Here is a 25,603-nt window from a genome sequence, read left to right as displayed (position 1 = left end):
TGTGTGATGGAATTTCGCATTGAAAAAGATACCATGGGAGAAGTAAGGGTGCCGGCCAACCGGTATTGGGGCGCGCAGACCGAACGCTCCCGCAACAACTTCAAAATCGGCCCGGCTGCTTCCATGCCGCATGAAATCATTGAAGCCTTTGCCTACTTGAAAAAAGCAGCTGCTTTTGCCAATGCCGACTTGGGTGTATTGCCTGCTGAGAAGCGCGATCTGATTGCTGCCGCCTGTGACGAAATTTTGGCGCACAAGCTGGATGAAGAGTTTCCGCTGGTGATTTGGCAAACCGGCTCCGGCACACAGTCCAACATGAATTTGAACGAAGTCATTTCCAACCGTGCTCACGTGTTGAACGGCGGCAAATTGGGCGAGAAAAGCGTTATCCACCCCAATGACGACGTAAACAAATCCCAGTCTTCCAACGACACCTATCCCACCGCCATGCACATTGCCGCCTACCAAAAGGTAGTGCAGCACACCCTACCCGCCGTTAAGCGCCTGCAAAAAACCTTGGCTGCCAAAGCCGAGGCATTTGCCGACGTGGTGAAAATCGGCCGTACCCATCTGATGGATGCCACTCCGCTCACCCTCGGTCAAGAATTTTCTGCCTATGCCGCCCAGCTTGCCTACGGCATCCGTGCCTTGGAAAACACCCTACCGCACTTGGCCGAACTTGCCTTAGGCGGCACTGCCGTGGGCACCGGCTTGAACACGCCCAAAGGCTATGATGTTCAGGTAGCTTTCTATATCGCCAAATTCACCGGCCTGCCCTTTGTTACCGCGCCGAACAAATTCGAAGCATTGGCCACGCACGACGCTATTGTGGAAACCCACGGTGCATTGAAGCAGCTGGCTGTGTCGCTGTATAAAATTGCCAACGATATCCGTTTGTTGGCTTCCGGCCCGCGTTCCGGTATTGGTGAAATCCTGATTCCCGAGAATGAGCCAGGCTCCTCCATCATGCCCGGCAAAGTGAACCCCACCCAGTGCGAAGCCCTCGCCATGGTGTGCGCCCAAGTGTTGGGCAACGACACCGCCATTTCTTTCTCCGGCACTCAGGGGCAGTTCCAGCTCAACGTGTTCAAACCCGTGATGGCCGCCAACTTCCTGCAATCGGCACAGCTTTTGGCTGATGCTTGCATTTCGTTTGACGAACATTGTGCAGCCGGCATTGAGCCTAACCTGCCTCGTATCAAACAGCAGCTCGATAACTCCCTGATGCTGGTTACCGCGTTGAACACCAAAATCGGCTACGAAAACGCTGCCAAAATCGCCAAAGCCGCTCACAAAAACGGCACCACCCTGCGCGAAGAAGCCGTTAAATCCGGCTTCTTGAGCGCCGAGCAGTTTGACGACTGGGTACGTCCTGCCGATATGGTAGGCAGTTTGAAATAAGTTCAGTTAGGAAGGAAGAAGCGCATATTGGAAGCAGTATGCGCTTTATTTCGTTTATTGTTTGCACGGTAGGAAGGCTACCTGAAAAGTGTTTGTTTGGATTTTCAGGTAGCCTTTCGATGATATTTGTATCGGTATGGCCATAGTTAAAGCACTTATTTCTGGCTACTGTATCGGCAAGCTTTGCCGTACTGCGGCGGCTTGTTGCCCGGTATGAAGACATAAGTGCTTTGGCTATTGTTGCCTGCGTGCAATCTAAAGGCTACCTGAAAGTTTGGCTCCGCAGAAACTTCGCTGCGTTGCGCTTTCAGGTAGCCTTTGCTTGTGATTACTGATGGCTCAGTTTGTTAGCGGTTGCGGCCGTTGTTGTCGTACACCATTTTGGTGCCTTCAAAGATGTGGATGCTGGCGGCGCAGGTGGCGGCGGAGCATGTTTTCATCGGCAGGGTTACGCTGTAGCGGCCGCTGCGGGCGGGGCGGTAGCTGAACAGGGGCACGCTGTCGCCCAATACGTCTTGTTTCACCACGCGGCCATTGAGGCGTACGGTGAGGTCGATGTCGGAGCAGTTGTCGTCGCAGTCGCCGTAGAAGGTGTAGGCTTTGCCGGCGGTGAGGTTAACTTGCTCGGTGTGGCTCTGGCCGGCAGCAAGGCGTTGCTGGCGTAGTAGGAACACACGGGCGGCCGGGTCGTGGTTTTTCACGATGTTCACGTTGCTTTGCTGGGCATGCAGCAGGGAGGGGTCGGTGTCGGTGCTGCTTTCAAACACTTGCACGGAGTAGGCGCAGGAGTCGTTGTCGCAGTCTTCCATGCTGATGTTGAGCTGATGGCGGCCGCCTTGTTCGGCTTTGAAGCTCAATTGGGGTGCATCGTTGCCTTCGGTGTCGGAGGCGATTGTTTTGCCATTGGCGCCGAGGGAGAGGTCGAGGTCTTCGCAGGATTGGTCGCAGCGGCCGAACACGCTGTAATACTTGCCGGCGGTGAGCTCGATTTCCACACTGCGGTTTTGGCTGTCGGTGAGCTGGCCGCTAATCAGGGGCAGTTCGTGGACGTTTTTGTCGAGAGCTTGCTGTGCTTCGCGGGTGGTTTTTTGGGCGGCTTCCAAGGAGGCACCTGCGCTGTCACTGTTGCTTACTTTGCCGCCGCTAAACACGTGCAGCATGGAACGGCAACGGCTACGGGAGCAAGCGACCATTTCGGTGTTGAGTTCCACGCGGCCGTCGCGTTCGGCTTGCCAGGTGAAGCGGGAGCCGTCGCCACGGTTTTTACGGAATAGGGTGGTGCGGCCTTGGGTAACGCTGAATTTGATGTTGGAGCAGTTCACGGAGCAGTCGGCAAACACGGTATATACCTGGCCGGCTTTTACATCCAGTGTGGTGGTGTTGCTTTGGCCTTCTTCCAGGCGGAAGCTGCGCTGGAACAGCTGCTGTGCGGCAGGGTCTTCGCCTTTGATGGTTTCGGTGTGGTTGGATGCTTGGCTGGTGAGGTAATTGTCGGCAGCAAAGGCGGGTAGGGAGAGGGCGGCCAAAATTGGCAGCAGGGCGAGTTTTTTCATGGGTTGTTTCCTTTTGTTGGAGGAGAAATAAATTTTGCCAAGAGGGTTATAGCAAAGGAATGCGTTTTCGATACAAGGCATGCTAACGTCGCAGTGGAAGCGTGTTCATCCGCTATATGCAAAATTTTGCAGCATTATGCATGATTGCGTTAAATTTTCCAACTAATTTGCTCGGGTATGTATGTTTTGGCTGATACGTTGAAGGCTGCCTGAAGTTTTAGCCCTGCAGAAACTGCGTTGCGTTTTAATTGTGTTGAAGCTTCACCTTCATGTAACCATTCCCCTGTCTGCCACAAGCCCCGTGCACTTTTGAGCTAAGTCAAACTCTGTGTCTGTCGAAGAGAGATAGGGATTCAGTTTTCCCTGCATGATGGATGGATACAAACTCTTGTCTGCACAAAAATCTTCCTGCCCTTCAGAGGCTGTTCTCATTTAAAAGCATTCGTAATTAACCCGATTTAACGGCGCAGCCGCTTGCGTTTTTCCTGCGAAAGCAGGACAATTCACCACAACATATAGTGTTTTAAAAAATTTATCGCACTATATGTTGTATTTTTAAGGATAGGGCTATGGAAACGCTGAATTTTACCCGTGAGCAGATCGTTTGGCAGGAAGTGCCGGGCGAAGTGTCGCTGGCATTTCTGTTTTCCGGCTGCCCGCTGCGCTGCAAAGGTTGCCACAGCGCTGACAGTTGGAAGGGCGGTTTGGGCACCGAACTGACTGCCGAATACCTGCAAAGCCGCCTGGCACGCTATCGCGGGCTGATTACCTGCGTGCTGTTTATGGGCGGCGAATGGCTACCTGAAAAACTGCTGCCGCTCTTGGAAACCGTGCGTGCAGCCGGCCTGCACACCTGCCTTTACACCGGCCTGGAGCAAGACGAGCTGGAACGCGCCTCCATCGCCATCATCCCGCAGCTCACCTATCTCAAAACCGGCCGCTGGAAAATGGAACTCGGCGGCCTGGAAAGCCCGCACACCAATCAGCGTTTCATAGATTTACGCACCGGCGAAGTGCTCAACCATCTGTTTATCGACGAGCAGGCCGCGCCCCGCCGCCCCGTCATCCCCTTGGTGCAACAACCGCCGCTGGCGGCCGGTAGTCTGCATTTCCAATCGGCCTAACGGCTGAATATTCGCCCCTTTCGTCCCCACTAACACTGTCAATGAGGAGAGTAAACCCATGATCCGGCTAGATTCCGAACGGTTAAACGGCAAACTGCAGTTCATGCACGACTACATCAGCGCGCAAAACGCGGCGGACGGCTCGAAAATGGACGCCAACGCCAACGTAACGCAGAAGAACATCGCCACGATGGAAGCCGAGCTGATGAAAGACTTTTTCGTGCAGATTAACCGTGCCCAGGTGTCGCGCAAAATTGCCGAGATTTTCGATCAATCTGTGGCAAACGAATATTTGCGCCAAATCGAAGCACACGAAATCTATGTGCACGACGAAACCAGCCTGAAACCCTATTGCGTGTCGGCCACGCTGTATCCCTTCCTGCTGGATGGTTTAAGCAAACTCGGTGGCGAATCCAAAGCGCCGCAACATCTGGCATCGTTTTGCGGCTCGTTTATCAACCTTGTGTTTGCCATCAGCGCGCAGTTTGCCGGTGCGGTGGCAACGGTGGAATTTCTGACCTATTTCGACTACTTCGCCCGCAAAGACTACGGCGACGATTATTTGGAAAACCACGGCAAAGAAATCGCCAACCACATGCAGCAGGTGGTATACAGCATCAACCAGCCCGCCGCCGCGCGCGGCTATCAGAGCGTATTCTGGAATATTTCCGTTTACGATCAATACTATTTCGATGCGATGTTCGGCGATTTCGTCTTCCCCGATTTCAGCAAACCGGTGTGGGCGAGCGTGGCGAAGCTGCAAAACTTCTTCCTCAAATGGTTCAATCAGGAACGCACCAAAGCCGTTTTAACCTTCCCCGTCGTTACCGCTGCGATGCTGACCGATGGCGGCAAATGCAAAGACACCGTGTTTGCCGACGAAATGGCGAAAGAGTTGGCGGAAGGAAATTCCTTCTTCGTTTATCTTTCCGACAACCCCGACTCGTTGGCTTCCTGCTGCCGCCTGCGCAACGCCATCGAAGACCGCACCTTCAGCTACACACTCGGTGCGGGCGGCGTAGCGACCGGTTCCATCAACGTCATCACCATCAATATGAACCGACTGGAGCAAGACGGTCGCGACCTTGCCGCCGAAGTCGCCAAAATCCACAAATACCAATACGCCTATCGCAAACTGATGGAAGAATACCAAGCTGCCGGAATGCTACCCGTTTACGATGCAGGCTTCATCACTCTGGACAAACAGTTCCTCACCATCGGCATCAACGGCATGGCGGAAGCCGCCGAATCGCAAGGCATCAAAGTCGGCTACAACGATGACTACATCAACTTCGTCCAAGGTCGTCTGAAAACCATATTTGAAGCTAATCAAGCCGCCAGCAAACACTACGGCGTGAAGTTCAACACCGAGTTTGTTCCCGCCGAAAACCTCGGCGTGAAAAACGCCAAATGGGACAAGGCCGACGGCTACAAAGTCAGCCGCGAATGCTACAACTCCTATTTCTATGTCGTCGAAGACGAAGAAATCAACGCGCTCGACAAATTCCTGCTGCACGGCAAAGAACTGGTGGACTGGCTCGACGGCGGCTCCGCGCTGCACCTGAACCTCGACGAAGCCTTGCCCGCGTCCGGCTACCGCTCGCTTTTGGACATCGCCGCGCAAACCGGCTGCAACTACTTCTGCGTGAACGTGCGCATCACCATTTGCAACAAATGCGGCCACATCGACAAACGCACCCTGCACGCCTGTTCCACCTGTGGTTCGCACGACATCGACCATGGCACCCGCGTTATCGGCTACCTGAAACGCGTTTCTGCCTTCTCAAGCGGGCGGCGCAAAGAACACACGCTCAGGCACTACCACCGCGAGCAGCAGCAGAAATGGCGGCAAGTGGCCTAGAGGATGCTGTGATTACGCCGATAGCGATTTAATCTGCTAGACAGCATTTTCAGGTAGCTTCTCCTCCACCTCCGAGCTATCTGAAAACTTTAAGCACACCGCTTTTGCGGTGTGCCTTTTTATTGGGTGGGAAAAATGGAATAGTGGCGTAGGATAGTGCTGCCCTGCTGCCGCGTAAGGCTATATGAAACTATCTGCAATTAAGATTAACTTTTCAGGTAGCTACAATAAAGGAGCCTCCCTGAAATCCAAACTGCCCGCACAAAAAAATCAGGCAGCCCATATACTAAAGGCTACCTGAAGTTTTACTCTCTCTAAGCACTTAATATCTGGTAACAACTATCCTAATCCATTTGCAAATGGTCCAATGGCAGCACGGTGGAATTTTTCACTTCCTGCAGTACAAAGCTGGAACGTGCATCCACCACGCCCGGGTGCGCCAGTAGGGTGTCTAGGATGAATTGGGAGAAGCTTGCCATGTCGGCGAAAAAAGCGTGCAGCATATAGTCGGTTTCGCCAGTGAGTGCGAAACAGCGCAGCACCTGCGGCCAATTGCTCACAGAATCGGCAAAGCCATCGCGCAGATGGTTGCTTTTATCCACCGATACGCGGATAAACACCTGCAGGCCGAGAGCCACGGTGGAAGGATGAACCAAGGCAGCATAACCCTGGATAATGCCGGTGGACTCCAATTGCTTGAGTCGGCGCAGGCAGGGAGAAGGGGAAAGAGCAACACGTTCGGACAGTTCAACGTTGCTCAGTCGGCCGTTGTGTTGCAAGGCCTGAATTATTTTCAGGTCGATTTTGTCAAGCGAAACAGATATGGTCATGATTTCGGTATCCAATCATACTACTGAGGCAGAGACTGTATGTGTGCCAGCCCAAGCTGTCAACTAGGAAAGCAACCACTCCGACTTGTAGCTGGTTTACTGGCTATACACAGCAAATATCTGGTCGATTATTATATTGTAAATATGTTGGAATAATCCGCTATAATTTCCAATTATAGAGAAATATCTTACCTAGCTATTCAATATCTGAGCATTTTTAGTTGAATTCGATATGAAGCAATAGGCCCTAAGCTCTACAAATCACTAAAATACCTCACGCTCAGTAAACAAATCTTGCCTCAAAACCCGATTTCAGGTAATAATTCGATGAGTTTGCAGGAGAATTATTAACAAAGATTAACAACGGCACCAAAGGCACAATTGCCCAGGTAAAATGCTGCAAGCCCATTTCAACTGTTATTTTTATTAATGACTTGGGAGGATCGGTCCTAAATAATGATAGACTTTTGATATTTTTGATAATACAGATTCCTGAGTTCAGTAAAATTTTTGAAATAAAACATTTATTTGGAGGTTTTAAGATGAAATCACAGCATTCAAGCCACCAGCAAACGGTCTCTTCGAAATTGAATAAATTTGACTTGGTTTGGATACTAAACCTATTCGGCACCGCCGTGGGCGCTGGTGTGCTGTTCCTTCCGATCAATGCAGGCATGAGCGGATTTTGGCCGCTTGTTGCCATGGCCATTATTGTCGGCCCGATGACTTATTTCGCCCATCGGGGGTTGGCGCGTTTTGTACTTTCTTCCGCCAAGCCCGGCAGCGATATTACCGAAGTAGTAGAAGAGCACTTCGGCAAAACTGCCGGCAAATTAATTACCCTGCTCTACTTCTTTGCCATTTTCCCCATTTTGCTGATTTACGGTAACGGCATCACCAATACCGTAGACTCTTTTCTCGTCAACCAGCTTGGCATGGCCTCTCCTCCGCGGGCCTTGTTGTCATTCATTTTGATTGCTTCGTTAATCGGTGTGCTGTTGTTGGGTGAGCGTATCGTTTTGAAAGTAACCGAATGGCTGGTATATCCGCTGGTATTTATTCTGTTTATCTTATCGGTATACCTGATTCCTGAATGGAATACTTCTTCGCTTACCAATATTCCGAGCGCGGGCGCGTTTTTAACCACCTTATGGATTACGATACCCGTGTTGGTTTTTTCCTTCAACCATTCGCCGGCCATTTCTTCTTTCGTTTTGTCCCAACAACGAGAATACCAAGATGCCGAATTAACAGACCAGCATGCCAGCAACACCCTGCGCAGCACTGCCACCGTGTTATTGGTTTTCGTGATGCTGTTCGTGTTCAGTTGCGTATTGACTTTAACGCCGTCTGAGCTGGCCATGGCAAAAGAACAAAATATTTCGATTCTGTCGTTCCTCGCCAATAAATTCGACAATCCTTACATTTCCTATTTAGGTCCGTTTGTTGCATTTCTAGCTATTGCCAGCTCTTTCTTCGGCCACTATATGGGTGCGCGCGAGGGTTTAGAAGGCTTGTTTATCAAACTTAAACGCGATGCCGGCTCGGATACTGCCATCAATCATAAAAAACTGAACCTCTACTCTGCTCTGTTCTTCCTGATTACTTTGTGGGTTGTTGCCATCATCAATCCGAGCATCTTGGGCTTGATTGAGTCGCTGGGCGGCCCCATTATTGCTATGATCCTGTTCATTATGCCGATGTACGCCGTCAGAAAAGTACCGGCAATGAAACGGTTCCAAGGCAAATTCAGCAATATCTTCGTGGTGGTAATGGGCTTGATTGCAATATCCAATATTATCTATAACCTAATTGCTTAAATAAGCTGTAACCGTATTCAGGCCATCTGAAAACCATCTGTTCAAATGTTTTATGGTCATGTGAAGCAAGAGGTTTCTCAGACGGCCTCTCAGACAAATACCATTCCGGCTTTATAAAGCCATATCCTAAAAGATAAGTGAGCAGTGCCATGATTAGTGTATTCGATATTTTTAAAGTTGGGGTCGGTCCTTCGAGCTCACACACTGTCGGTCCGATGAAAGCAGGCAAACAATTCATTGACGATTTGTGCGCTCAAGGCAAATTGAAGCAGATAGAGCATATCCGCATTGACGTATATGGTTCATTATCCATGACCGGTTTGGGTCATGGGACGGATACTGCCATCATTATGGGGTTGGCTGGTTATTTGCCGCATAACGTCGATATCGATTTGATTCCAATTTTTGTTGAAAACGTTAAAGCAAGCGGCAAACTGGCTGTGGCATTAAACGAACACGAAGTACGCTTCCAATACGCCGAAGACATGTTGTTCCATAACGATTTTTTGCCTCTGCATGAAAACGGCATGACTATCACAGCCTTTGATAAAGACGAAAAAGAAGGCTACCGCCAAACTTATTATTCCATCGGCGGCGGTTTTATTGTTGACGAAGCGCATTTCGGCGCTGAAGAAAAACAAACAATTGAAGTCCCCTTCCCTTATAAAAACGCCAAAGACATTATCAAGTATTGCAACGACAACGGTTTGTCCATTTCCAATCTGATGTATCAAAATGAAGTGGCATTGCATGGCGAAGAAGCAGTTGAAGAATACCTGCAATACATCTGGCAAACCATGTCCGACTGCATGAAGCATGGCTTGGCAACTGAAGGCGTGTTGCCAGGCCCACTAAAAGTCGTCCGTCGCGCCACAGGGCTTCACCGCTGGCTTTCTGCTAATAAAAGCCTCAGCAACGACCCGATGCAGATTATAGACTGGGTAAATATGTATGCTCTAGCGGTAAGCGAAGAAAATGCCGCCGGTGGCCGCGTGGTAACTGCCCCGACCAACGGTGCGTGCGGTGTCGTGCCTGCCGTTTTGATGTATTACGACAAATTTGTCGAACCGCTCACCCCCGAAATCATCGACCGCTATTTGCTCACCGCAGGCATTATTGGATCGCTCTATAAAATGAATGCCTCTATTTCGGGAGCGGAAGTAGGCTGCCAAGGCGAAGTCGGCGTAGCCTGTTCAATGGCAGCGGCAGGGTTGGCGGAAATTTTAGGCGGTACGCCCGAACGCGTTTGCAGCGCAGCAGAAATCGCCATGGAGCATAGTCTTGGTCTCACCTGTGACCCAGTAGGCGGCCAAGTGCAGGTTCCTTGCATCGAACGTAATGCCATCGGTTCAGTAAAAGCCATCAATGCTGCACGTATGGCTCTGCGCCGCGCCAGTACGCCATATGTCGACTTGGACAAAGTGATTGATGCCATGTATGAAACCGGTAAGGATATGGACGCCAAATACCGCGAAACATCACAAGGAGGCTTGGCAATCAAGATTGTCTGCAATTAACATTGCAACCTGCTTTCATTAAAGAAGCTATCCTAGATAACTGGGGGTTATTAAATGGGGCCTATACCCCACGGATGATTCCGCAACATCTTTAGCAAGAGTTGATACAGGTCTTCTTTGCGATGATTAAAGAGGAATCATCCGTTGGGGGTAAACTTGCTTCCCAAGTCCCTTATGTGTCGGTCTGTCTGCTAGGCTGCCTGAAACAGCTTCATCCAGAGAGCAGCATACAGTGCCCACTGAAGAATCGGCAAATTCGCTGAAAATCTCAGATACCCGAAACAGATTAGAGAAGCTACTTCTATTACCGCCCAATGGAGACTCTGAAATCATGCCTGCGATCAAAACTACCCCTTTCTACCAAGCCCATCAAGATGCGGGCGCCAAGCTGGTTGATTTTGCTGGCTGGGAGCTACCCATCCATTACGGCTCGCAAATCGTCGAGCACGAAGCTGTACGCACCGATGCTGGCATGTTCGACGTATCCCATATGCTCGTAACCGATGTATCCGGCGAGCAAGCCAAGGCTTTTTTCCGGAAACTGCTGGCCAACGACGTGGCCAAACTCGCCTTTGTTGGCAAAGCCCTCTACTCCGCCATGCTCAACGACCAAGGCGGAGTAATCGACGACCTCATCGTTTATCGCGGCAACGAAGCCGAAACGCAATACCGCATCATATCCAACGGCGCCACCCGCGAAAAAGACTCCGCCCAGTTCCAAAAAATCGGCGCCGAATTCAGCATTAAGCTTACACCCCGCTACGATTTGGCTATGCTCGCCGTACAAGGCCCCCAAGCCGTGGCTAAGCTACTCACCGTGAAACCTGAATGGGCTGACACTGTAAACAACCTCAAGCCCTTCCAAAGCGCCGATTTGGGCAATGATTGGTTCGTAGCCCGCACCGGCTACACCGGCGAAGACGGTGTGGAAGTGATTCTGCCCGGCAGCGCAGCCGAGCCTTTCTTTAAAGCATTGCAACAGGCCGGCGTGAAGCCTTGCGGCCTCGGCGCGCGTGACACCCTGCGTATGGAAGCCGGCATGAACCTCTACGGCAACGATATGGACGACGATACCAGCCCGCTTGAAGCCGGCATGGCCTGGACGGTGGATTTGAAAGACGAAGCCCGCGATTTCGTCGGTAAAGCCCCGCTGGTGGCCCTGAAAGAAAAAGGCGTGAGTGTGAAACAGGTCGGCCTGCTCTTGGCCAAGGGAGGCGTGCTGCGCGAGCACATGGAAGTGATCACCCCGCAGGGCAAAGGGGTAACCACCAGCGGTGTGTTCTCACCCAGCCTCAAGCAATCCATCGCCATTGCCCGCGTGCCCAAAACCTTTGAAGGAAATACTGCCAAAGTGGTGATTCGCGGTAAAGAAGTGGATGTGCGCGTGCTGAAACTGCCTTTCGTGCGCAATGGCCAGAAACAGTTTGATTAAACGCGTTTAGGTTTTCAGGTAGCCTGTTGCATCAATCGGGCACGCAGGCTACCTGAAAACAACTCTTTGACGTAGTTCAAAAGAAGTCTGCACAAGGTGTGGGCGAAGTTTCTACGAAGCTAAAAAACTGTTTTGCCCTTTTATCAAAGAATTCAATATGTACAAACTCCAGCTGACTCCCCTTCTGTTAGCAGCTATCGGTTTAAGTGCCTGTTCGCCGCAAGATAATAATTCTACTCCGACGGTTGTTTCTGTTCCTGCTGTTGCTGAAGCTCCGGCTCAAGTGCAAACCGTTTCCGTGCCCGTGGTGCTTGAGGGGTCGTGGAGCGATGCCGTTCCCGTGTATTATCAAACTCCCGATCCCGGTTTAAAGCGCGCGCTGGCCATTCTCCATCAAGGTCTGAACGATCCAATGATGACCACGCCCGGAGCCAAGCCCGGTCCATTCAATAACCTATCTGTTTGGGCGGCACAAATCTTGGCAACACATCCGGATCAAACCATGGCTTGGTGCCAAGAATTACGACAGCAGCATCCGAACAACCAACTTATTCTGATATTCCAACTCTCCGGCACACCGGATAGCAGAAAGTGTCTTGGCCAGCTTGATCTGCCTCCTGAGTACCAAGAAGTATTGTCCACTCCCACACTGACCGCAGAAAGCTTCTTGCGCTTGAATCTCGCGCCGGTAACTCTCGACATCCACTGGGCAAGCTTCTACGCTACCGGCCAGCCTGAATACGTGTACCGCATCGTCGATTATGTGGCCGATAATGCTAAGCTGCTTGATGAAAAGCCGGCCAACCCCACCCAGCAAGATGCTGAAAAAATCCTAACCTATGGTGCCGCCCGCTGGTCGCTCGGCTCGAACATGAAGCAATATCCGCAGATTAAAGCATTGGTAGAAAAATATACTGCCAGCTGGCCGTCCGAAAGGCAGCAGGCATTGCAAAGGGCGTTGAACCCGCCCCAGCAATAATGCAGGCTACCTGAAAATATCCGATTTACCCCACCACTCAAGAAAGGAAACCCGCTATGCGTCTCATCCTCGCCCTGCTTCTGCCCTGGGTGCAATTTTTTACCATCGGCAAACCCATTTCTGGCGTCATCTGTCTGCTGTTGCAACTCACGCTCATCGGTTGGATTCCCGCCGCCATCTGGTCGGTGTATGCCCTGAGCCAATATAAAACCGACCAGAAAATCCGCCGTGCCCTACAAGATAAATAAGGCTACTTGAAAGCACAGTTTCAACGAAGCTAAGCAAAAGCGTAAGCCCGTTCAACACACACCACGAATTTGCTCAGTGCAAGATGCTGTTTTTCAGGTAGCCTTGCGTCAGCGCAAACCCCAATACAGGCAAATCTGTATAATGTGAATGACCTTACATCAGCCCACCTTCATAACTCCGGAGAAAAACCATGAGCAACAACATTCCTGCCGAACTTAAATACGTTTCCAGCCACGAATGGCTGCGCGCCGAAGCCGACGGTAGCGTAACCGTGGGCGTAACCCACCATGCACAGGAGCTTTTGGGCGACATCGTATTCGTTGAATTGCCCGAAGTGGGCGCATCGCTCGCCGCCGAAGACCAAGCCGGCGTAGTGGAATCAGTGAAAGCCGCTTCCGACGTGTATGCCCCTATTGCCGGCGAAGTCGTGGCCGTAAACGAAGCCTTGCCTGATGCGCCCGAAACCGTAAACAGCGACCCCTATGGCGAAGGCTGGTTCTTCCGCATCAAGCCTGTCAACCTTGCCGACTTAGACAGCCTGATGAACGCAGAGCAATACGCCGCCGAAATTGCCTAACTAGGTAAACAACAGCCTGAAAGTTGGCTTTCAGGCTGTTTTCCATTTCCGCCCGCGGCAGGTTTGCCAAAAGGCTACCTGAAACCCACACATCCATGAACAGACGACAATTCCTCATCAGCAGCGCCATCCTCGCCCTGGCCGCCTGCGGCAAACGCCGCAACCGTGCCCAATCCCTCCCCAAAGGCAGCACCGTGCTCGCCTTGGGCGATTCCCTCACTTACGGCTACGGCGCCGCCTCCGATGCAGCTTATCCCGTGCAGCTGGCCGGGCTCACCGGCTGGAAAGTCATTAACGGCGGCGTATCCGGTGACACCACAGCCGATGCCCTCACCCGCCTGCCCGGGCTCATGCGGCAACAGCCCAAGCTCGTCATCGTCAGCATCGGCGGCAACGACTTCCTGCGCAAACTGCCCGAAAGCACCACCCGCGCCAATATCGGCAAAATCATCCAAACTGTGCAGGCCGCCAACATCCTCGCCGTGCTGGTGGCCATCCCCCATTTCACTGTGGGCGCACTGTTCGGCAAACTCAGTGACCACCCGCTCTACCAGGAAATAGCCGAACAATACCGCCTCCCCCTGATGAGCGGCGCGTGGTCGGAAATCCTCGGTGACCGAGATTTGAAATCTGACCAAATTCACGCCAATGCCGCCGGTTACCGCCTGTTTGCTGAAAAGCTGTATGCCTTTTTAAAAGAACAGGGCTTTGCTTAAAACCGCTGTTGAGGCTACCTGAAAGAGTTTCGTCCCAAACTAAGCCGTGCGTTTGTCACATTAAGAGAATTGCCGATGAATCAAGATAAAACACCATCAGAGTGAAAGTTTACGCGTATGGTATCCCCCTACAGCTGCTATACTGTCATGCAGGTATTTTGGGGCTTTCCGCTGGTTCTGTTGCTGATGGTTGCCGGTTTCGCATTAACCTGGGGCTGTGGAAATGGTCAGCTGAATGCTGTTTGCCGGCGAGCTGCTGTCGGCGTTAATCGACGGCGGTGTTTACTTTGCCGGCATTTCACTGTTTTTTCTTGTTTTCGCTATTCTGCCTAGTGATAACGGTGCAGGCGAGTCCTTGCCCATATTCGGACCGGTATTTGCCTTAGTCGGTGCCATCTCCTCCCTGATTTTATCGGCCGCATTGCCCAAGTCCGGCTAATCCTGCTGCCCATATTTTGAGGTTACCTGAAAACCGCAAAACAGTTTAACTTCGTTAAAGCCGATGCTTTCAGGTAACCTTTTCTTCGCCCTCTCCCACAAAAGCGGCTGCTTGCGGTACACTTGCGCCCGTTTTATCGATAGGTAGGAAAGCATGAACCTTCTTAGCGCGTTGGCGAAAATCGGCAGCATGACTATGCTGTCGCGGGTGCTCGGTTTTGTGCGCGATGCGGTGCTGGCACGGATTTTCGGCGCGGGCATTGCGATGGACGCATTCGTGGTGGCCTTCCGCCTGCCCAACCTGCTGCGCCGTATTTTTGCCGAAGGGGCGTTTTCGCAGGCTTTTGTGCCGATTTTGGCGGAATACCGGCAAAAGAAATCGCCGGCAGAAACGCAGGAATTTGTGCAGCATGTGGCGGGGATGCTGATGTTTGCGCTGCTCATCGTTACCGCCATCGGCGTGCTGGCGGCACCAGCGGTGATTTGGGCCACGGCCAGCGGCTGGGGCGGCAAGCCGGAGAAGTTTGTGCTGGCTTCGCAGCTCTTGCGGATTATTTTCCCCTACATTTTGCTGATTTCACTATCGTCTTTAGTTGGCAGCATTCTCAACACTTACGGCAAGTTTTCCGTGCCGGCCTTCACGCCGGTGTTGCTGAATGTGTCGCTCATCGGCTTTGCGCTGCTGGGGGCGAAGCATTTCGAGCAGCCGGTGATGGCTTTGGGTTGGGGCGTGTTTTGCGGCGGGGTGCTGCAACTGGGTTTCCAGCTGCCTTGGCTGTTTAAGCTGGGCTTTTTGAAAATGCCGAAGTTGCGTTTCGGCGATCCGGCGGTAAACCGGGTGATTAAACAGATGGCACCGGCAATTTTGGGCACGTCGGTGGCGCAGGTGTCGTTGGTGATCAACACAAATATCGCGTCTTACCTGCAAAGCGGTAGCGTGTCGTGGATGTATTTTGCCGACCGGCTGATGGAGCTGCCCACCGGTGTGTTGGGCGTGGCGCTGGGCACGATTCTGCTGCCGGGGCTGTCTAAACACGCGGCCACGGGCGACAAGCGGGAATTTTCCGCACTGTTGGATTGGGGCTTGCGTCTGTGCCTGCTGCTTACGGCGCCGGCGGCGGTGGGCATGGCGGTGCTGGCCTTCCCGCTGGTGGCCACGCTGTTTATGTATAACAAAATCGGCGTGCACGACGCACAGATGACGCAACAGGCGCTGATTGCCTATGCGGTGGGCCTGCTGGGGCTGATTCTGATTAAGGTGCTGGCGCCGGGGTTTTATGCACAGAAAAACATCAAAACGCCGGTGAAGGTGGCGATTGTAACGCTGGTGTGCACGCAGCTGATGAACCTGATGTTTGTGTGGAAGCTGCAGCATGCCGGGCTGGCGTTATCCATCAGCTTGGGCGCGTGTATCAATGCGGCGTTCCTGTTTTTATTGTTGCGGATTAAAGAGATGTATCAGCCCAAGGCGGGCTGGCGCGCGTTTTTGCTGAAGCTGGCGATTGCGCTGGCCGTGATGGCCGGCGGGCTTTGGGCGGTGCAGCATTATGTGGCGCTGGAGTGGGTGCACGTGGGCGGCTTGCGGCGCACAGGGCAGTTGTTTGCGCTGATCGGCTTCGGCATGGTGCTGTATTTTTCCACGCTGGGGCTGCTGGGCTTCCGACCGCGCCACTTCAAGCGGCGGGAGATGTAATTCTGGAGATTTCAGGTAGCCTCTTATCAAAAGGCTACCTGAAAACGGAGCGAAGCGAAGTTTCTGCGAAGCTAAAGCGCAGCTTCAATGTAGTTCAAACGCTCAATCCAAGCAAAACAATCCGCTGGCAGGCATGATGGTTTGCCGGCGGATTTTATCGTTGCGAAGGGACGCGCTTACTCATCTTCTTCCTCTGCCAAGGCAGGATGCGCCGCTTCCTGATTGCGGCCGATCAGCCACAATACGCCGCCCACCACAACGAGTGCAATCTTAATGCCCCAGGCCACGTCGTCGCCCCAGTTGTAAATCCAAGCCAATACTTTCGGCACACGGTTGAAGAAGTCTAGAAAAATCGCCAGGATGCCTAAAATGGCCAAAGTGCTACCTATGTTTTGCATGATTGTCCCCTTGTTGTATGGTTAAGAAAGAGGCAAAATCCTGCACAAAGCATACATTTTTTCAAGCCACAAGTGAAAATGGTATGATACCGTCTTCGCAATTCCAACACACAAAGGAACCGCCATGCCCCTGCTCGACAGCTTCACCGTAGACCACACCCGTATGCACACCCCCGCCGTGCGCGTGGCCAAAAACATGCGCACCCCAAAAGGCGACGACATCACCGTGTTCGACCTGCGCTTCTGTGTGCCAAACCAAGAAATCCTGCCCGAAAAAGGCATCCACACGCTGGAACACCTGTTTGCCGGCTTCATGCGTGATCACCTCAACAGCGCAAACGTAGAAATCATCGACATTTCCCCCATGGGCTGCCGCACCGGCTTCTACATGAGCCTCATCGGCACCCCAAGCGAAGAAGCCGTGGTCGCCGCCTGGCAAGCCGCCATGCAGGATATTTTAAACGTGCAAGACCAAAGCCAAATCCCCGAGCTGAACGAATACCAATGCGGCACCTACCGCATGCACTCCCTCGAAGAAGCCCAGCAAATCGCCCGCAACATCCTCGCCCGCCAGATCGGCATCAATAAAAATGCCGACCTCGCCCTGAGCGAAGACATTCTCGGCAAGCTATAAATAGCCAAACAAAGAGGCTACCTGAAACATATTTTTCAGGTAGCCTCTATCGCCCGCCAACCCAAACATTTGAAACAAAAGCCATGCAAACTTTCTCCCTCAACGGCCACGAACACATCGCCCTGTGCGACCTGCTCAAACTCACCGGCCTGGCCGACAGCGGCGGCCAAGCCAAAACCTGGATCGCCGAAGGCCGCATACGCCGCAACGGCGAAACCGAAACCCGCAAAACCGCCAAAATCCTCGCCGGCGAAATCATCGAGCTGGATAAAGGCAGCGCGATTGAAGTGCAGGAATAGCGCAGCAATAAAGGCTACCTGAAATTTAGCTTCGTAGAAACTTCGCTGTGCTGCGTTTTAACTCCGTTGAAGCTGCACTTTCAGGTAGCCTTTTTCTCAACCTAACTTTCCAATTCCTGCAAAATATAATCTCTCAAAGGCCGGTTATCCTTTAACACATCATCCATGATTGCCTTAAATGCCGGATTCATCGCCTTCGTTTGCGAATCCCGCCAATGGTAAACGGAAAGCATAAAGTACGTTAAAATATCCCGTTGCCCGTTTCCTCCCTGCTTATTTTGCGCCGCCGCATCCGCCAGATTCCGATACCTCGCTTGCAGATAGGCAGAACAGCTTGGGTATCGCTGATTCAACGGCTCTTCAGGCATAACGGGCAATAATTTTTGCCTGCCTGCTGCCGAAGGTGGAGCCTCGTTTTTCAACAGCAACAAACTGCTTCTGGAAAATTGTTGCAAAGCCGCCTGTTGCTTGGCAACTGATTCTGCTCCATCTACATTGCTGCCGCAAATTGAGATTGGCATATGTTGATTGTACAAAACAACTTCTGGATATGCTTGCTGCATTATCAGCACACAAAGTATAGAAAAAACAAATCTCGACATATCCATCCTTTCATATTCACAGTAAAACTTTTATAGGCTACCTGAAAAATTCAGGTAACCTTCTTGCACAACTTATCCCTAATCACAATCCAGGATAAGAGTAAATCGGCTTATTCTTATCACAAAGAATTCGAGCCGAAGGAAAATTTAGATCACCACGCACTGGATCTAAATTTCCTTCCATTGAAACATCAACTCCTACAATCACGTCATTATCCCATTTATTCACAGCCCAAAATACACTATAGCTATAGCGACCATTTATCATATTTTTCTCACCCCACAATCCGGAGCCACCGGTTTTTGTATTATCCAAACTCCTTTCTAAAACATCTTGTTTCGGATTGCTGAAAACCAATTCAGGGTGATTGGGACGGCCAAAACTATAAATATAGTTATCTTCTTTTTGATAAATTGCCAATTGTTTCCCATTAACTGTTGTACAGGAAAAAACTGTTATAGCCAATGCTTCTGGCTTTTTTATTTCCGCCCGGATAAAAAGGCTGATTGTGCACATAACAACTATTGGAAATATTTTCATAGACATTCCGCCTATTAGCTTTAGTTTAACCTAAAAATTTATGCTTATCAGATGCCTACCATACTATTTTCTGAGGCTACCTGAACCTTTCAGGCAGCCTCAATTGGTTTAAAATAACCCTTCCTGGCAATGAGGATTTGCCTCCGTATCGCCCCACCACAATTTATGTACATATCTGCACATCTCTGGATTATCTTTCAGAGATTCATAAACTACTGAATCTACTGGTTTCAGTACATAACCGCCTTCTCCCCCAATAACATTCGAACCAATCTTAAAAACCCGCATACTTTTTGGAGATGGAGCCCACTCATGTATTGTTTCTACAAAATAGGTGGCAACATCCCACTTCCTGATACTATTTTGGTTCTGTTTTGTAGCCTGCTCCATTACATGATAGCGATGCCGGAGATAGGTTTCACAATCGGCGGCTATTTGTTCGGCATGGGCTAAAGAGCCAGGAATAATCTGATCTTCGTCTACTTTATGAAATTGATTAGAAGTTTGAGGGTTAGGGGCTTGATTTTGCCTTAATAGTATCAATCCATTTTGGGCAAAATTTATGAATAATCCTCCTTTCTCACCTATATAAGTCCTAGCACCACACTTTATTCCGATTGACCCCCTATCTAAAGGACTAAGCCTATACACTTCACCATAAATAGAGCTGCTGGCAATAACAGTCATGATAAGAAATACGTGCTTCATACTCAATCCTTTAGATAATCATAAAACGGCATCCCATCCGCAGATCCATAAGCATTTCCACCAAATGGCTCATCCATATCGTCTATGATTGGATAACGTTTTGAGCATTCCTCATCCCGAATCATATTCTTACGCCTATTCCACACAGAAACCCCCGTCCAGACGGCTTCTGTTGCGCTATCTATTACTGTATATGCACGATAGCGATAGCCCTTATTTTCCATAACCATTGCATGCCACCGAAACCGCATAATCCCTGTCCCTCTAGGGCTTTGGGCGATGACCTGCCGTTTAGATTGAGAAAAAACCAACAGGGGGCGTTGCCCACGTTTACCAAAACTATATCGATAAGAATTACCTATGCTTTCTACTTTTACCTGATTGCCTCGGACAGTAGTGCAAGAAAAAACGGTTTTGGGGCGTTGTGCATAAGCTGGAAATATTACAGACACAAGAAATAATGTAAAAAGACTTCTCATTTTCCCATGAATAAATATATGGTTTTATTTAATTTAATGGCGTTTCGTCATATAAATTTAGGCAAATATAAATAGTATTATAACTTTATTTACTTTTCCGCATTAATGCATCATGAACATCCTGAATAAATCTTTCAATATCATAAGGAATATAATCTAAATTGTTCTGATTATTTTTATTCTCGTTTACAGCCCCATCTAGTACTTGTATCTGCCATTCAACCCATGGTTTGCAGTACTCAATATTTCTTGGTACTTCTATTTTTCTAAAAGAAGATGTATTTGAAAAATTTGTAGTCTTTCTTAATTCATCTGCTCTTATATCAAATAAATTAACAAGATCATTGCTCTCATTTTCAATACAATTGGTCATTGGTGTAATAATGTTATATGATCCTTCTTTGAAGTCCAAATATTTTATTTCGGTATTTGCATCTGTATTCATGGGAAAAGTTCCTATTGCTAGTGTTAAAAATAATAGTCTCATAACTTGTTTACCTGTTTGATTTATGGGCAAGATGATTTAAATCTTGGGATTCCTCCTAGTTGATTATTTATAATATCAATATTTTTATTTGGTTCGCTAAACTTAAAAGTTATCTCTACTAATCCCTTTCTTGTAGTAGTATATCCATTTTTGTCTGTAATAGTTGATTGCTGAAGTATTGTCAATAGGTATATCTTCCCATTTGGTTTTAATCTCCACTCATATGGAATATTATAATGAACCTCTCCTTGCTGTATATTTCTCATACAAAAATATGCGAGGAACGAGTATACAAAATCATTACCTGACAGGATATTTCCATCCTCTTTCATATGATATGACGAATCGAGCCAAGGACTATATCCCCCCAGGATAATTACCATGAAACGTACCATGGGAGTTAATTCGTGATCCTGTAGCATGGGCAGGACTATCTACCTCTCTGACTTGTACTCTATAAAAATTGACACTATTTGGCAATAAATAAAAGTTTGCGATAAATCCAGCATCTAATACATTTTGTGCATGAATAATTTCTCGCCTTATTACCATAAGTCCTTTAGGCTGGATAACGGAAAAGGTAATATTTTCCTCATCGCAATCTGTTCTAGCTATAACCCCTTAATACTTCCTTCTTGATCATCAGCAGTAAAAATCAAAGTAGTAGCTGTTTTATGTTCTTTATGCAATAAACCACCCCTGATTTCCCACTCTACAATCTGATTAGCAGTTACTTTGACTGTCTCACCAACACCAATGATTGTCCGCCGTCTGTTAACTGGCAGCGTGGCATCTGTCAGAGAAGTAAGCTCCAATTTAGCCGTCCCATTATCCTGTTCCATACCCAACACTTTCCCCGTAGCCGGATCAATCAGCATGCGCTGTTTGTATTTTTCCTGCCATAGCTCGATGCCGCGCTCGGTATGGCGGATGATTACGCAGTTGCCTTCGGCATCGCACAGGCTCAGGCAGCGGCGTTCGTTTTTCAAGCTCTCGGGCAGGTACGGATCGTGTTGGGCGCAGGCAGGCTTGAAACGGCCGGAGGCGGCATCGTAGATTAATTCGGAACAGGTTTCTTTCGGCCAGGTTTCCAAAGCGGGTTTCCGGCATATCTCTTTATCGGCGTATGAGGCGGAACAACTAATTTTACCAAACCAGCAAACGGCAGAAACGACACTATATTTGAAACCCGGATCTTTCGGCGGCTCGCGAAAAGTATTGTTTGTGATTGCACCAGATTCATGAGTTCTCATTTGCTCTGCAATGGATGAGCCAGGATCTTCCGCTTCGCCATTGTGGGGCTGACTGGTTCTATTTTTCGTGAAATACTTCCCATAGAAAGTTTCTGCGGCAGCAATCATTTCCTGCCGGGTTCGGAAACTGGTTTTTGGTAGCATCCGTCTATGTCCGGCAGACGGCCAGAACTTGCCTACACTGCCTTCCAAAGTGAAGTAATAATCTGATTCGGGCGGTTGGCAGACGGATTCCCAGCCCTGCGGTGCCACAGCCTTGCCGTCTAATCTCAAATTCAAACAGCGCCCGCTTTCGCAGTCTTTCAGGCCGCTCATGCCGTTTACGGTGTCACCGGTTTTCAGTTGGGTATTTGCATGGATGGTTGCCATATTCTTTCCCTTTCTGCAGATGTGTTTGAAGGCTACCTGAAAAAAGGTTTCAGGTAGCCTTCAATATAGGCCTCTTCATGGCGGATGGCAATCAATATACTGTAAATATTGGTATTTATTTGCAGCAAGTCAAATCTGCGGCCAACTTGCTATTCTGGCGAGGTGCTGCCGGTATCGGCCGTTTCGGCGGCCGCATCCTCCTCCTGCGCAGCCTCTTCGGCTTCAATCAGTGCGGACGGCGGCGGGGTGGCAGCGGCAGCTGCGGCTTCTTGGGCTTGTTTGTAGGCCAAGGCGGCTTCGCGGTCGCGTTTGTTTACGCGTCGCATCATGAGGTAGTTGCCGGTGATGACGAGGGTGCCGATGATGGTGATCAGGAAGGTGGCCAGCACGTTCATCTGCGGGTTCACGCCGCGTTTTACTTTGGCGAAAATCAGCTGTGGTAGGGTGGTGTAGTTGGGGCCGCTGAGGAAGGAGGTGATCACTAGGTCGTCCATGGAAAGGGTCATGGCGAGCAGGAAACCGGAAGCGATGGCGGGGGCAATCAGCGGTAGGGTGATCACCCAGAAAATCTTCCACGGCTTGGCGCCCAAATCTTGTGCGGCTTCTTCCAAGGATTGGTTGAGCTCGCCCAGGCGGGTGCAGATCACCACGGTAACGTAGGCCATGCACAGGGTGGTATGACCAAGCCAAATGGTGAACCACCCGCGCTCAAATTGCAGCCAGCTTAGGCTGGAGCCGCGCAGCAAGGCCTGCACCTGCAAAATCAGCATCACCAGCGAGATGCCGGTGATGATGTCGGGCATCACCATGGGGGCAGACACCATGCCGGTGAACAGGGTGCTGCCGCGGAAGCGTTTGATGCGCGCCAAGGCATAGGCGGCCATGGTGCCGAGCACCACGGCGGCGGCGGAGGAAATGAGCGCGATGCGGATGGAGAGCCAGGTGGCTTCCAAAATCTCGCTGTTATTCAGCAGCGCGCCGTACCATTTGGTGGAGAAGCCACCCCATACGGTTACCAGCTCAGAGCGGTTGAAGGAATACACCACCAGCACCAGCAGCGGGATATAGAGGAAGGCTAGCCCCAAAAACAGGCAGATGCGCAGAAACCAAGTGGACGATGCAGATTTTCTAGCCACGGCGCGCTCCTTCCAGCTGTTTGGCTTCATGACGGTGGAACAGGCCGATGGGCACCACCAAAAGCAGCACCATCACCACGGCCATGGCCGAGGCGAGCGGCCAGTTGTTTTGGGTGAAGAAGGCCTGCCACAGGGCTTTACCGATCATCAGGTGTTCGGGCCCGCCCACCAAATCGGGAATCACAAATTCGCCCACCGCCGGGATAAACACCAGCATAGAGCCGGCGATGATGCCGCTTTTGGAGAGCGGCAGGGTAATGGAAAAAAATGATTTCACCGGCCCGGCGCCCAAATCGGCAGAGGCTTCGAGCAGGCGGTTATCCAGCTTGAGGAGCTGGGTGTACAGCGGCAGCACCATAAAAGGCAGATAGGTGTACACCATCACGATATTGAGCGAGAAGCTGTTGTAGAACATATCCAGCGGCTGGTTAATCCAGCCCCAGCGCAACAGCAGGTTGTTGATGATGCCGTTTTGCGAAAGCAGGCCCATCCAGGCGTACACGCGTAGCAGCAGTGAAGTCCAAAACGGCAGCATAATGGCCAAGAGCAGCGGGTTGCGCCATTTTTCGCGGCTGCGCGAGATGGCGTAGGCGATGGGGTAGCCGGCCAGCAGGCAAATCAGCGTGGTGGTGATGGCGGTTTTGATGGAGAGCAGGTAGATGTGCACATACAGGTTGCTGCCGGATTTGTCGGCAAAGGGGTTGAGCCCGAGCCACAGCGACTGCCAGAAATTATCGAAAATACCGGTGTAGTTCAGGTAGCTCAGGGAAATATTCACGCGCCCGGCCGCTTCGTCCACCGTGTAGAGCGGGGTGTAGGGCGGAATCGAGGTGGCTTGCTCGGCCAGGCTGATTTTCAGCACGAAGAAGAAGGGGATCAGGAAGAGCACCAGCAACCACAAATAAGGTATGCCGATAACCAGCCCCTGCCCGGGGCTGAGTTTGCGTTTTAAAGCCTGCCATTTCATTTTTCAGGTAGCCTTTTCATGTTCGGCTGCCTTGCCGAACCGGTATGTTGGTTTTAACTGTGTTGCAGCTGTGCTGTGCTTCACAGGAACGCTGCTTTGGCTGCACAAAACATCACGAAGTTGCACTTTCAGGTAGCCTTTAACGGGTAAGCGGCACGGGCTGGTTGGCCGGCCAGCTCAGATACACGGTCTCGTCCCAAGTGGGCGGCTCCAAGTTGGCCAAATACCAATAAGACGACAACACCTGGCTTTTCACCATGCGCCCGCTGGGCAACTGCACATGATAAATGGCGAAGCTGCCCAAATAGGCGATTTCCTTCACCGTGCCGATGGTCCAGTTGTGTTCGCCCACATTGGCCGGCTTTTCCTTGTGCATATTGATGTCTTCCGGGCGAATGCTGACCCACATGGTCTGCTCTTCCGGCCCGGCCACGCTGTGGTCGATGAGGATATTCTGCGCCAACTCGGGGCAATCGATTTCGGCATGGTCGGCCTCATCCACCACCAGATGACCTTCAAAAATATTGGTTTCGCCGATGAATTCGGCGGTGAAGCGGCTGTTGGGGAAGTCATACACCTCGCGCGGTGTGCCCACCTGTTGCAGCTGGCCTTCCGACATGATGGCGATGCGCGTGGCCATGGTCATGGCTTCTTCTTGGTCGTGCGTTACCATGATGCAGGTTACGCCCACTTTCTCCAGCGTATCCACCAATTCCAGCTGGGTTTGCTGGCGCAGGTTTTTATCCAGCGCGCCCAAAGGCTCGTCCAGCAGCAAAAGTTTGGGCTGCTTGGCCAGCGCGCGGGCCAGTGCGATACGTTGCTGCTGCCCGCCGGAAAGCTGGTGCGGCTTGCGTTTGGCGTATTTGCTCATCTGCACCAGGCGTAGCATTTCCTCCACCCGTTCGGCAATCTGGTCTTTGGGCATTTTGTCCTGCTTCAGGCCGAAGGCGATGTTCTGCTCCACCGTCATGTGTGGGAATAGCGCATAGCTTTGGAACATCATGTTAATCGGCCTGTCGTAGGGCGGCAGACGGGTGATGTCTTGCCCGTCCAAAATAATCTTGCCCTGATCCGGCGTTTCCATGCCCGCCAGCATACGCAGCAATGTGGACTTGCCCGAGCCGGAACTGCCCAACAGGGCGAAGATTTCGTGTCGGTCGATATCCAAATCGATGTGGTCCACCGCATAATTCTCGCCGTAGGTTTTCACCACGTCTTTGATTTGCAGATAGGGCTTGGTTTGGGGAGGAATATATTTTTCAGACATGGGCACAGGGCTCCGCAGCAGTTGCAAACCGGCTTCCGCACGGGAAGCCGCAGGCGGCAGTTTGTGTCTGCTGGTGCAAAACAGAAACGAGGCGGCGAATCCAAGGCCGTATCGTTTCTATTTTAAGCAGCGATAAATCACAGACTGCAAAGCTCAATTGTAGGATAGTGCCACCGGCAGGGGCAATGAAAAAAACCAAATGCGCCCGCTTTTGGCCGATTTGGCAGGGAAAGTGTTGCCGACTGAGGCAGACCGGTGTAGCAAAAGGCTACC

General features: G+C 50.8%; 26 protein-coding genes. 14 read left to right on the top strand and 12 right to left on the bottom strand.

What is annotated here, in order from left to right; genetic code table 11:
• Positions 1-6: 6 nt before the first annotated feature.
• Entirely contained in the window at positions 7-1,401 is a 1,395-nt protein-coding gene (fumC, locus tag EZJ17_RS08270; protein ID WP_067444247.1) for a class II fumarate hydratase, read from the top strand.
• Between the two features lie 347 nt (positions 1,402-1,748).
• Here the strand turns inward: fumC and EZJ17_RS08265 are convergent, their stop codons facing one another.
• Positions 1,749-2,954 carry a hypothetical protein gene (locus EZJ17_RS08265; protein WP_067444249.1) on the bottom strand — a complete coding sequence of 402 codons (1,206 nt, stop codon included), beginning with the start codon at positions 2,952-2,954 and terminating at the stop codon, positions 1,749-1,751.
• Positions 2,955-3,523: 569 nt separating this feature from the next.
• Between EZJ17_RS08265 and nrdG the strand changes: the two genes are divergently transcribed.
• Both nrdG and nrdD read left to right on the top strand, forming a co-directional pair.
• Positions 3,524-4,078, top strand: a complete 555-nt coding sequence (gene nrdG, locus EZJ17_RS08260; RefSeq protein ID WP_067444251.1) for an anaerobic ribonucleoside-triphosphate reductase activating protein — start codon at positions 3,524-3,526, stop codon at positions 4,076-4,078.
• Between the two features lie 7 nt (positions 4,079-4,085).
• Complete coding sequence (gene nrdD / locus EZJ17_RS08255; RefSeq protein WP_255361771.1) at positions 4,086-5,939, top strand: anaerobic ribonucleoside-triphosphate reductase; 1,854 nt, start codon at positions 4,086-4,088, stop codon at positions 5,937-5,939.
• A gap of 344 nt (positions 5,940-6,283) precedes the next feature.
• Here nrdD and EZJ17_RS08250 read toward each other — a convergent pair whose 3' ends face one another.
• Complete coding sequence (locus tag EZJ17_RS08250; protein ID WP_067441972.1) at positions 6,284-6,769, bottom strand: Lrp/AsnC family transcriptional regulator; 486 nt, start codon at positions 6,767-6,769, stop codon at positions 6,284-6,286.
• Positions 6,770-7,311: 542 nt separating this feature from the next.
• Between EZJ17_RS08250 and EZJ17_RS08245 the strand changes: the two genes are divergently transcribed.
• From EZJ17_RS08245 to murJ, 9 genes are all read left to right on the top strand, one after another.
• Positions 7,312-8,589: an HAAAP family serine/threonine permease gene (locus tag EZJ17_RS08245; RefSeq protein WP_067441969.1), complete on the top strand. Its 1,278-nt coding sequence runs from the start codon at positions 7,312-7,314 to the stop codon at positions 8,587-8,589.
• Between the two features lie 149 nt (positions 8,590-8,738).
• Positions 8,739-10,106, top strand: a complete 1,368-nt coding sequence (locus EZJ17_RS08240; RefSeq protein ID WP_067441966.1) for an L-serine ammonia-lyase — start codon at positions 8,739-8,741, stop codon at positions 10,104-10,106.
• A gap of 331 nt (positions 10,107-10,437) precedes the next feature.
• Positions 10,438-11,538 (top strand): glycine cleavage system aminomethyltransferase GcvT, encoded by a 1,101-nt coding sequence (gene gcvT, locus EZJ17_RS08235; protein WP_067441962.1) that lies wholly within the window; start codon positions 10,438-10,440, stop codon positions 11,536-11,538.
• Between the two features lie 157 nt (positions 11,539-11,695).
• On the top strand, positions 11,696-12,517 hold the full coding sequence (locus EZJ17_RS08230; RefSeq protein ID WP_151086400.1) for a hypothetical protein: 822 nt from the start codon (positions 11,696-11,698) through the stop codon (positions 12,515-12,517).
• Between the two features lie 56 nt (positions 12,518-12,573).
• Positions 12,574-12,765: a YqaE/Pmp3 family membrane protein gene (locus EZJ17_RS08225; protein ID WP_067441956.1), complete on the top strand. Its 192-nt coding sequence runs from the start codon at positions 12,574-12,576 to the stop codon at positions 12,763-12,765.
• Positions 12,766-12,956: 191 nt separating this feature from the next.
• The gene (gene gcvH, locus EZJ17_RS08220) at positions 12,957-13,343 is read left to right on the top strand and encodes a glycine cleavage system protein GcvH (RefSeq protein ID WP_067441953.1); all 387 of its coding nucleotides are present in this window, start codon (positions 12,957-12,959) and stop codon (positions 13,341-13,343) included.
• Between the two features lie 95 nt (positions 13,344-13,438).
• Entirely contained in the window at positions 13,439-14,059 is a 621-nt protein-coding gene (locus EZJ17_RS08215; protein WP_067442023.1) for an arylesterase, read from the top strand.
• A 235-nt stretch (positions 14,060-14,294) separates the two neighbouring features.
• The gene (locus EZJ17_RS08210) at positions 14,295-14,498 is read left to right on the top strand and encodes a hypothetical protein (RefSeq protein WP_067441951.1); all 204 of its coding nucleotides are present in this window, start codon (positions 14,295-14,297) and stop codon (positions 14,496-14,498) included.
• A 153-nt stretch (positions 14,499-14,651) separates the two neighbouring features.
• Positions 14,652-16,190: a murein biosynthesis integral membrane protein MurJ gene (gene murJ / locus EZJ17_RS08205; protein ID WP_067441948.1), complete on the top strand. Its 1,539-nt coding sequence runs from the start codon at positions 14,652-14,654 to the stop codon at positions 16,188-16,190.
• 176 nt (positions 16,191-16,366) lie between these two features.
• Here the strand turns inward: murJ and EZJ17_RS08200 are convergent, their stop codons facing one another.
• Positions 16,367-16,588, bottom strand: coding sequence for a hypothetical protein (locus EZJ17_RS08200; protein ID WP_067441945.1), 222 nt, complete (start codon positions 16,586-16,588; stop codon positions 16,367-16,369).
• A gap of 124 nt (positions 16,589-16,712) precedes the next feature.
• Between EZJ17_RS08200 and luxS the strand changes: the two genes are divergently transcribed.
• Both luxS and EZJ17_RS08190 read left to right on the top strand, forming a co-directional pair.
• Positions 16,713-17,222 (top strand): S-ribosylhomocysteine lyase, encoded by a 510-nt coding sequence (gene luxS, locus EZJ17_RS08195; RefSeq protein WP_067444254.1) that lies wholly within the window; start codon positions 16,713-16,715, stop codon positions 17,220-17,222.
• 83 nt (positions 17,223-17,305) lie between these two features.
• Positions 17,306-17,521, top strand: a complete 216-nt coding sequence (locus EZJ17_RS08190; RefSeq protein ID WP_067441939.1) for an RNA-binding S4 domain-containing protein — start codon at positions 17,306-17,308, stop codon at positions 17,519-17,521.
• Between the two features lie 101 nt (positions 17,522-17,622).
• Here EZJ17_RS08190 and EZJ17_RS08185 read toward each other — a convergent pair whose 3' ends face one another.
• The 9 genes from EZJ17_RS08185 to EZJ17_RS08145 form a co-directional block, all read right to left on the bottom strand.
• The gene (locus EZJ17_RS08185; protein ID WP_151086398.1) at positions 17,623-18,123 is read right to left on the bottom strand and encodes a hypothetical protein; all 501 of its coding nucleotides are present in this window, start codon (positions 18,121-18,123) and stop codon (positions 17,623-17,625) included.
• 82 nt (positions 18,124-18,205) lie between these two features.
• On the bottom strand, positions 18,206-18,670 hold the full coding sequence (locus EZJ17_RS08180) for a hypothetical protein (RefSeq protein ID WP_151086396.1): 465 nt from the start codon (positions 18,668-18,670) through the stop codon (positions 18,206-18,208).
• 102 nt (positions 18,671-18,772) lie between these two features.
• On the bottom strand, positions 18,773-19,372 hold the full coding sequence (locus EZJ17_RS08175; RefSeq protein WP_151086394.1) for a hypothetical protein: 600 nt from the start codon (positions 19,370-19,372) through the stop codon (positions 18,773-18,775).
• A gap of 2 nt (positions 19,373-19,374) precedes the next feature.
• Positions 19,375-19,851, bottom strand: coding sequence for a hypothetical protein (locus EZJ17_RS10435; protein WP_151086392.1), 477 nt, complete (start codon positions 19,849-19,851; stop codon positions 19,375-19,377).
• Between the two features lie 85 nt (positions 19,852-19,936).
• Complete coding sequence (locus EZJ17_RS08165; protein ID WP_067441924.1) at positions 19,937-20,296, bottom strand: hypothetical protein; 360 nt, start codon at positions 20,294-20,296, stop codon at positions 19,937-19,939.
• A 653-nt stretch (positions 20,297-20,949) separates the two neighbouring features.
• Positions 20,950-21,960, bottom strand: coding sequence for a hypothetical protein (locus tag EZJ17_RS08160; protein ID WP_067444261.1), 1,011 nt, complete (start codon positions 21,958-21,960; stop codon positions 20,950-20,952).
• A 149-nt stretch (positions 21,961-22,109) separates the two neighbouring features.
• Positions 22,110-23,126, bottom strand: a complete 1,017-nt coding sequence (locus EZJ17_RS08155; protein ID WP_067444263.1) for an ABC transporter permease — start codon at positions 23,124-23,126, stop codon at positions 22,110-22,112.
• On the bottom strand, positions 23,089-24,063 hold the full coding sequence (locus EZJ17_RS08150) for an ABC transporter permease subunit (RefSeq protein WP_067441915.1): 975 nt from the start codon (positions 24,061-24,063) through the stop codon (positions 23,089-23,091). Before EZJ17_RS08150 ends, EZJ17_RS08155 begins: the two co-directional genes overlap by 38 nt.
• Before the next feature lie 139 nt (positions 24,064-24,202).
• Positions 24,203-25,330, bottom strand: a complete 1,128-nt coding sequence (locus tag EZJ17_RS08145) for an ABC transporter ATP-binding protein (protein ID WP_067441912.1) — start codon at positions 25,328-25,330, stop codon at positions 24,203-24,205.
• Positions 25,331-25,603 lie beyond the last annotated feature (273 nt).

This window comes from Eikenella exigua (assembly GCF_008805035.1).
Taxonomy (GTDB): Bacteria; Pseudomonadota; Gammaproteobacteria; order Burkholderiales; family Neisseriaceae; genus Eikenella; species Eikenella exigua.
This window is presented reverse-complemented; position numbering and strand designations above follow the sequence as displayed.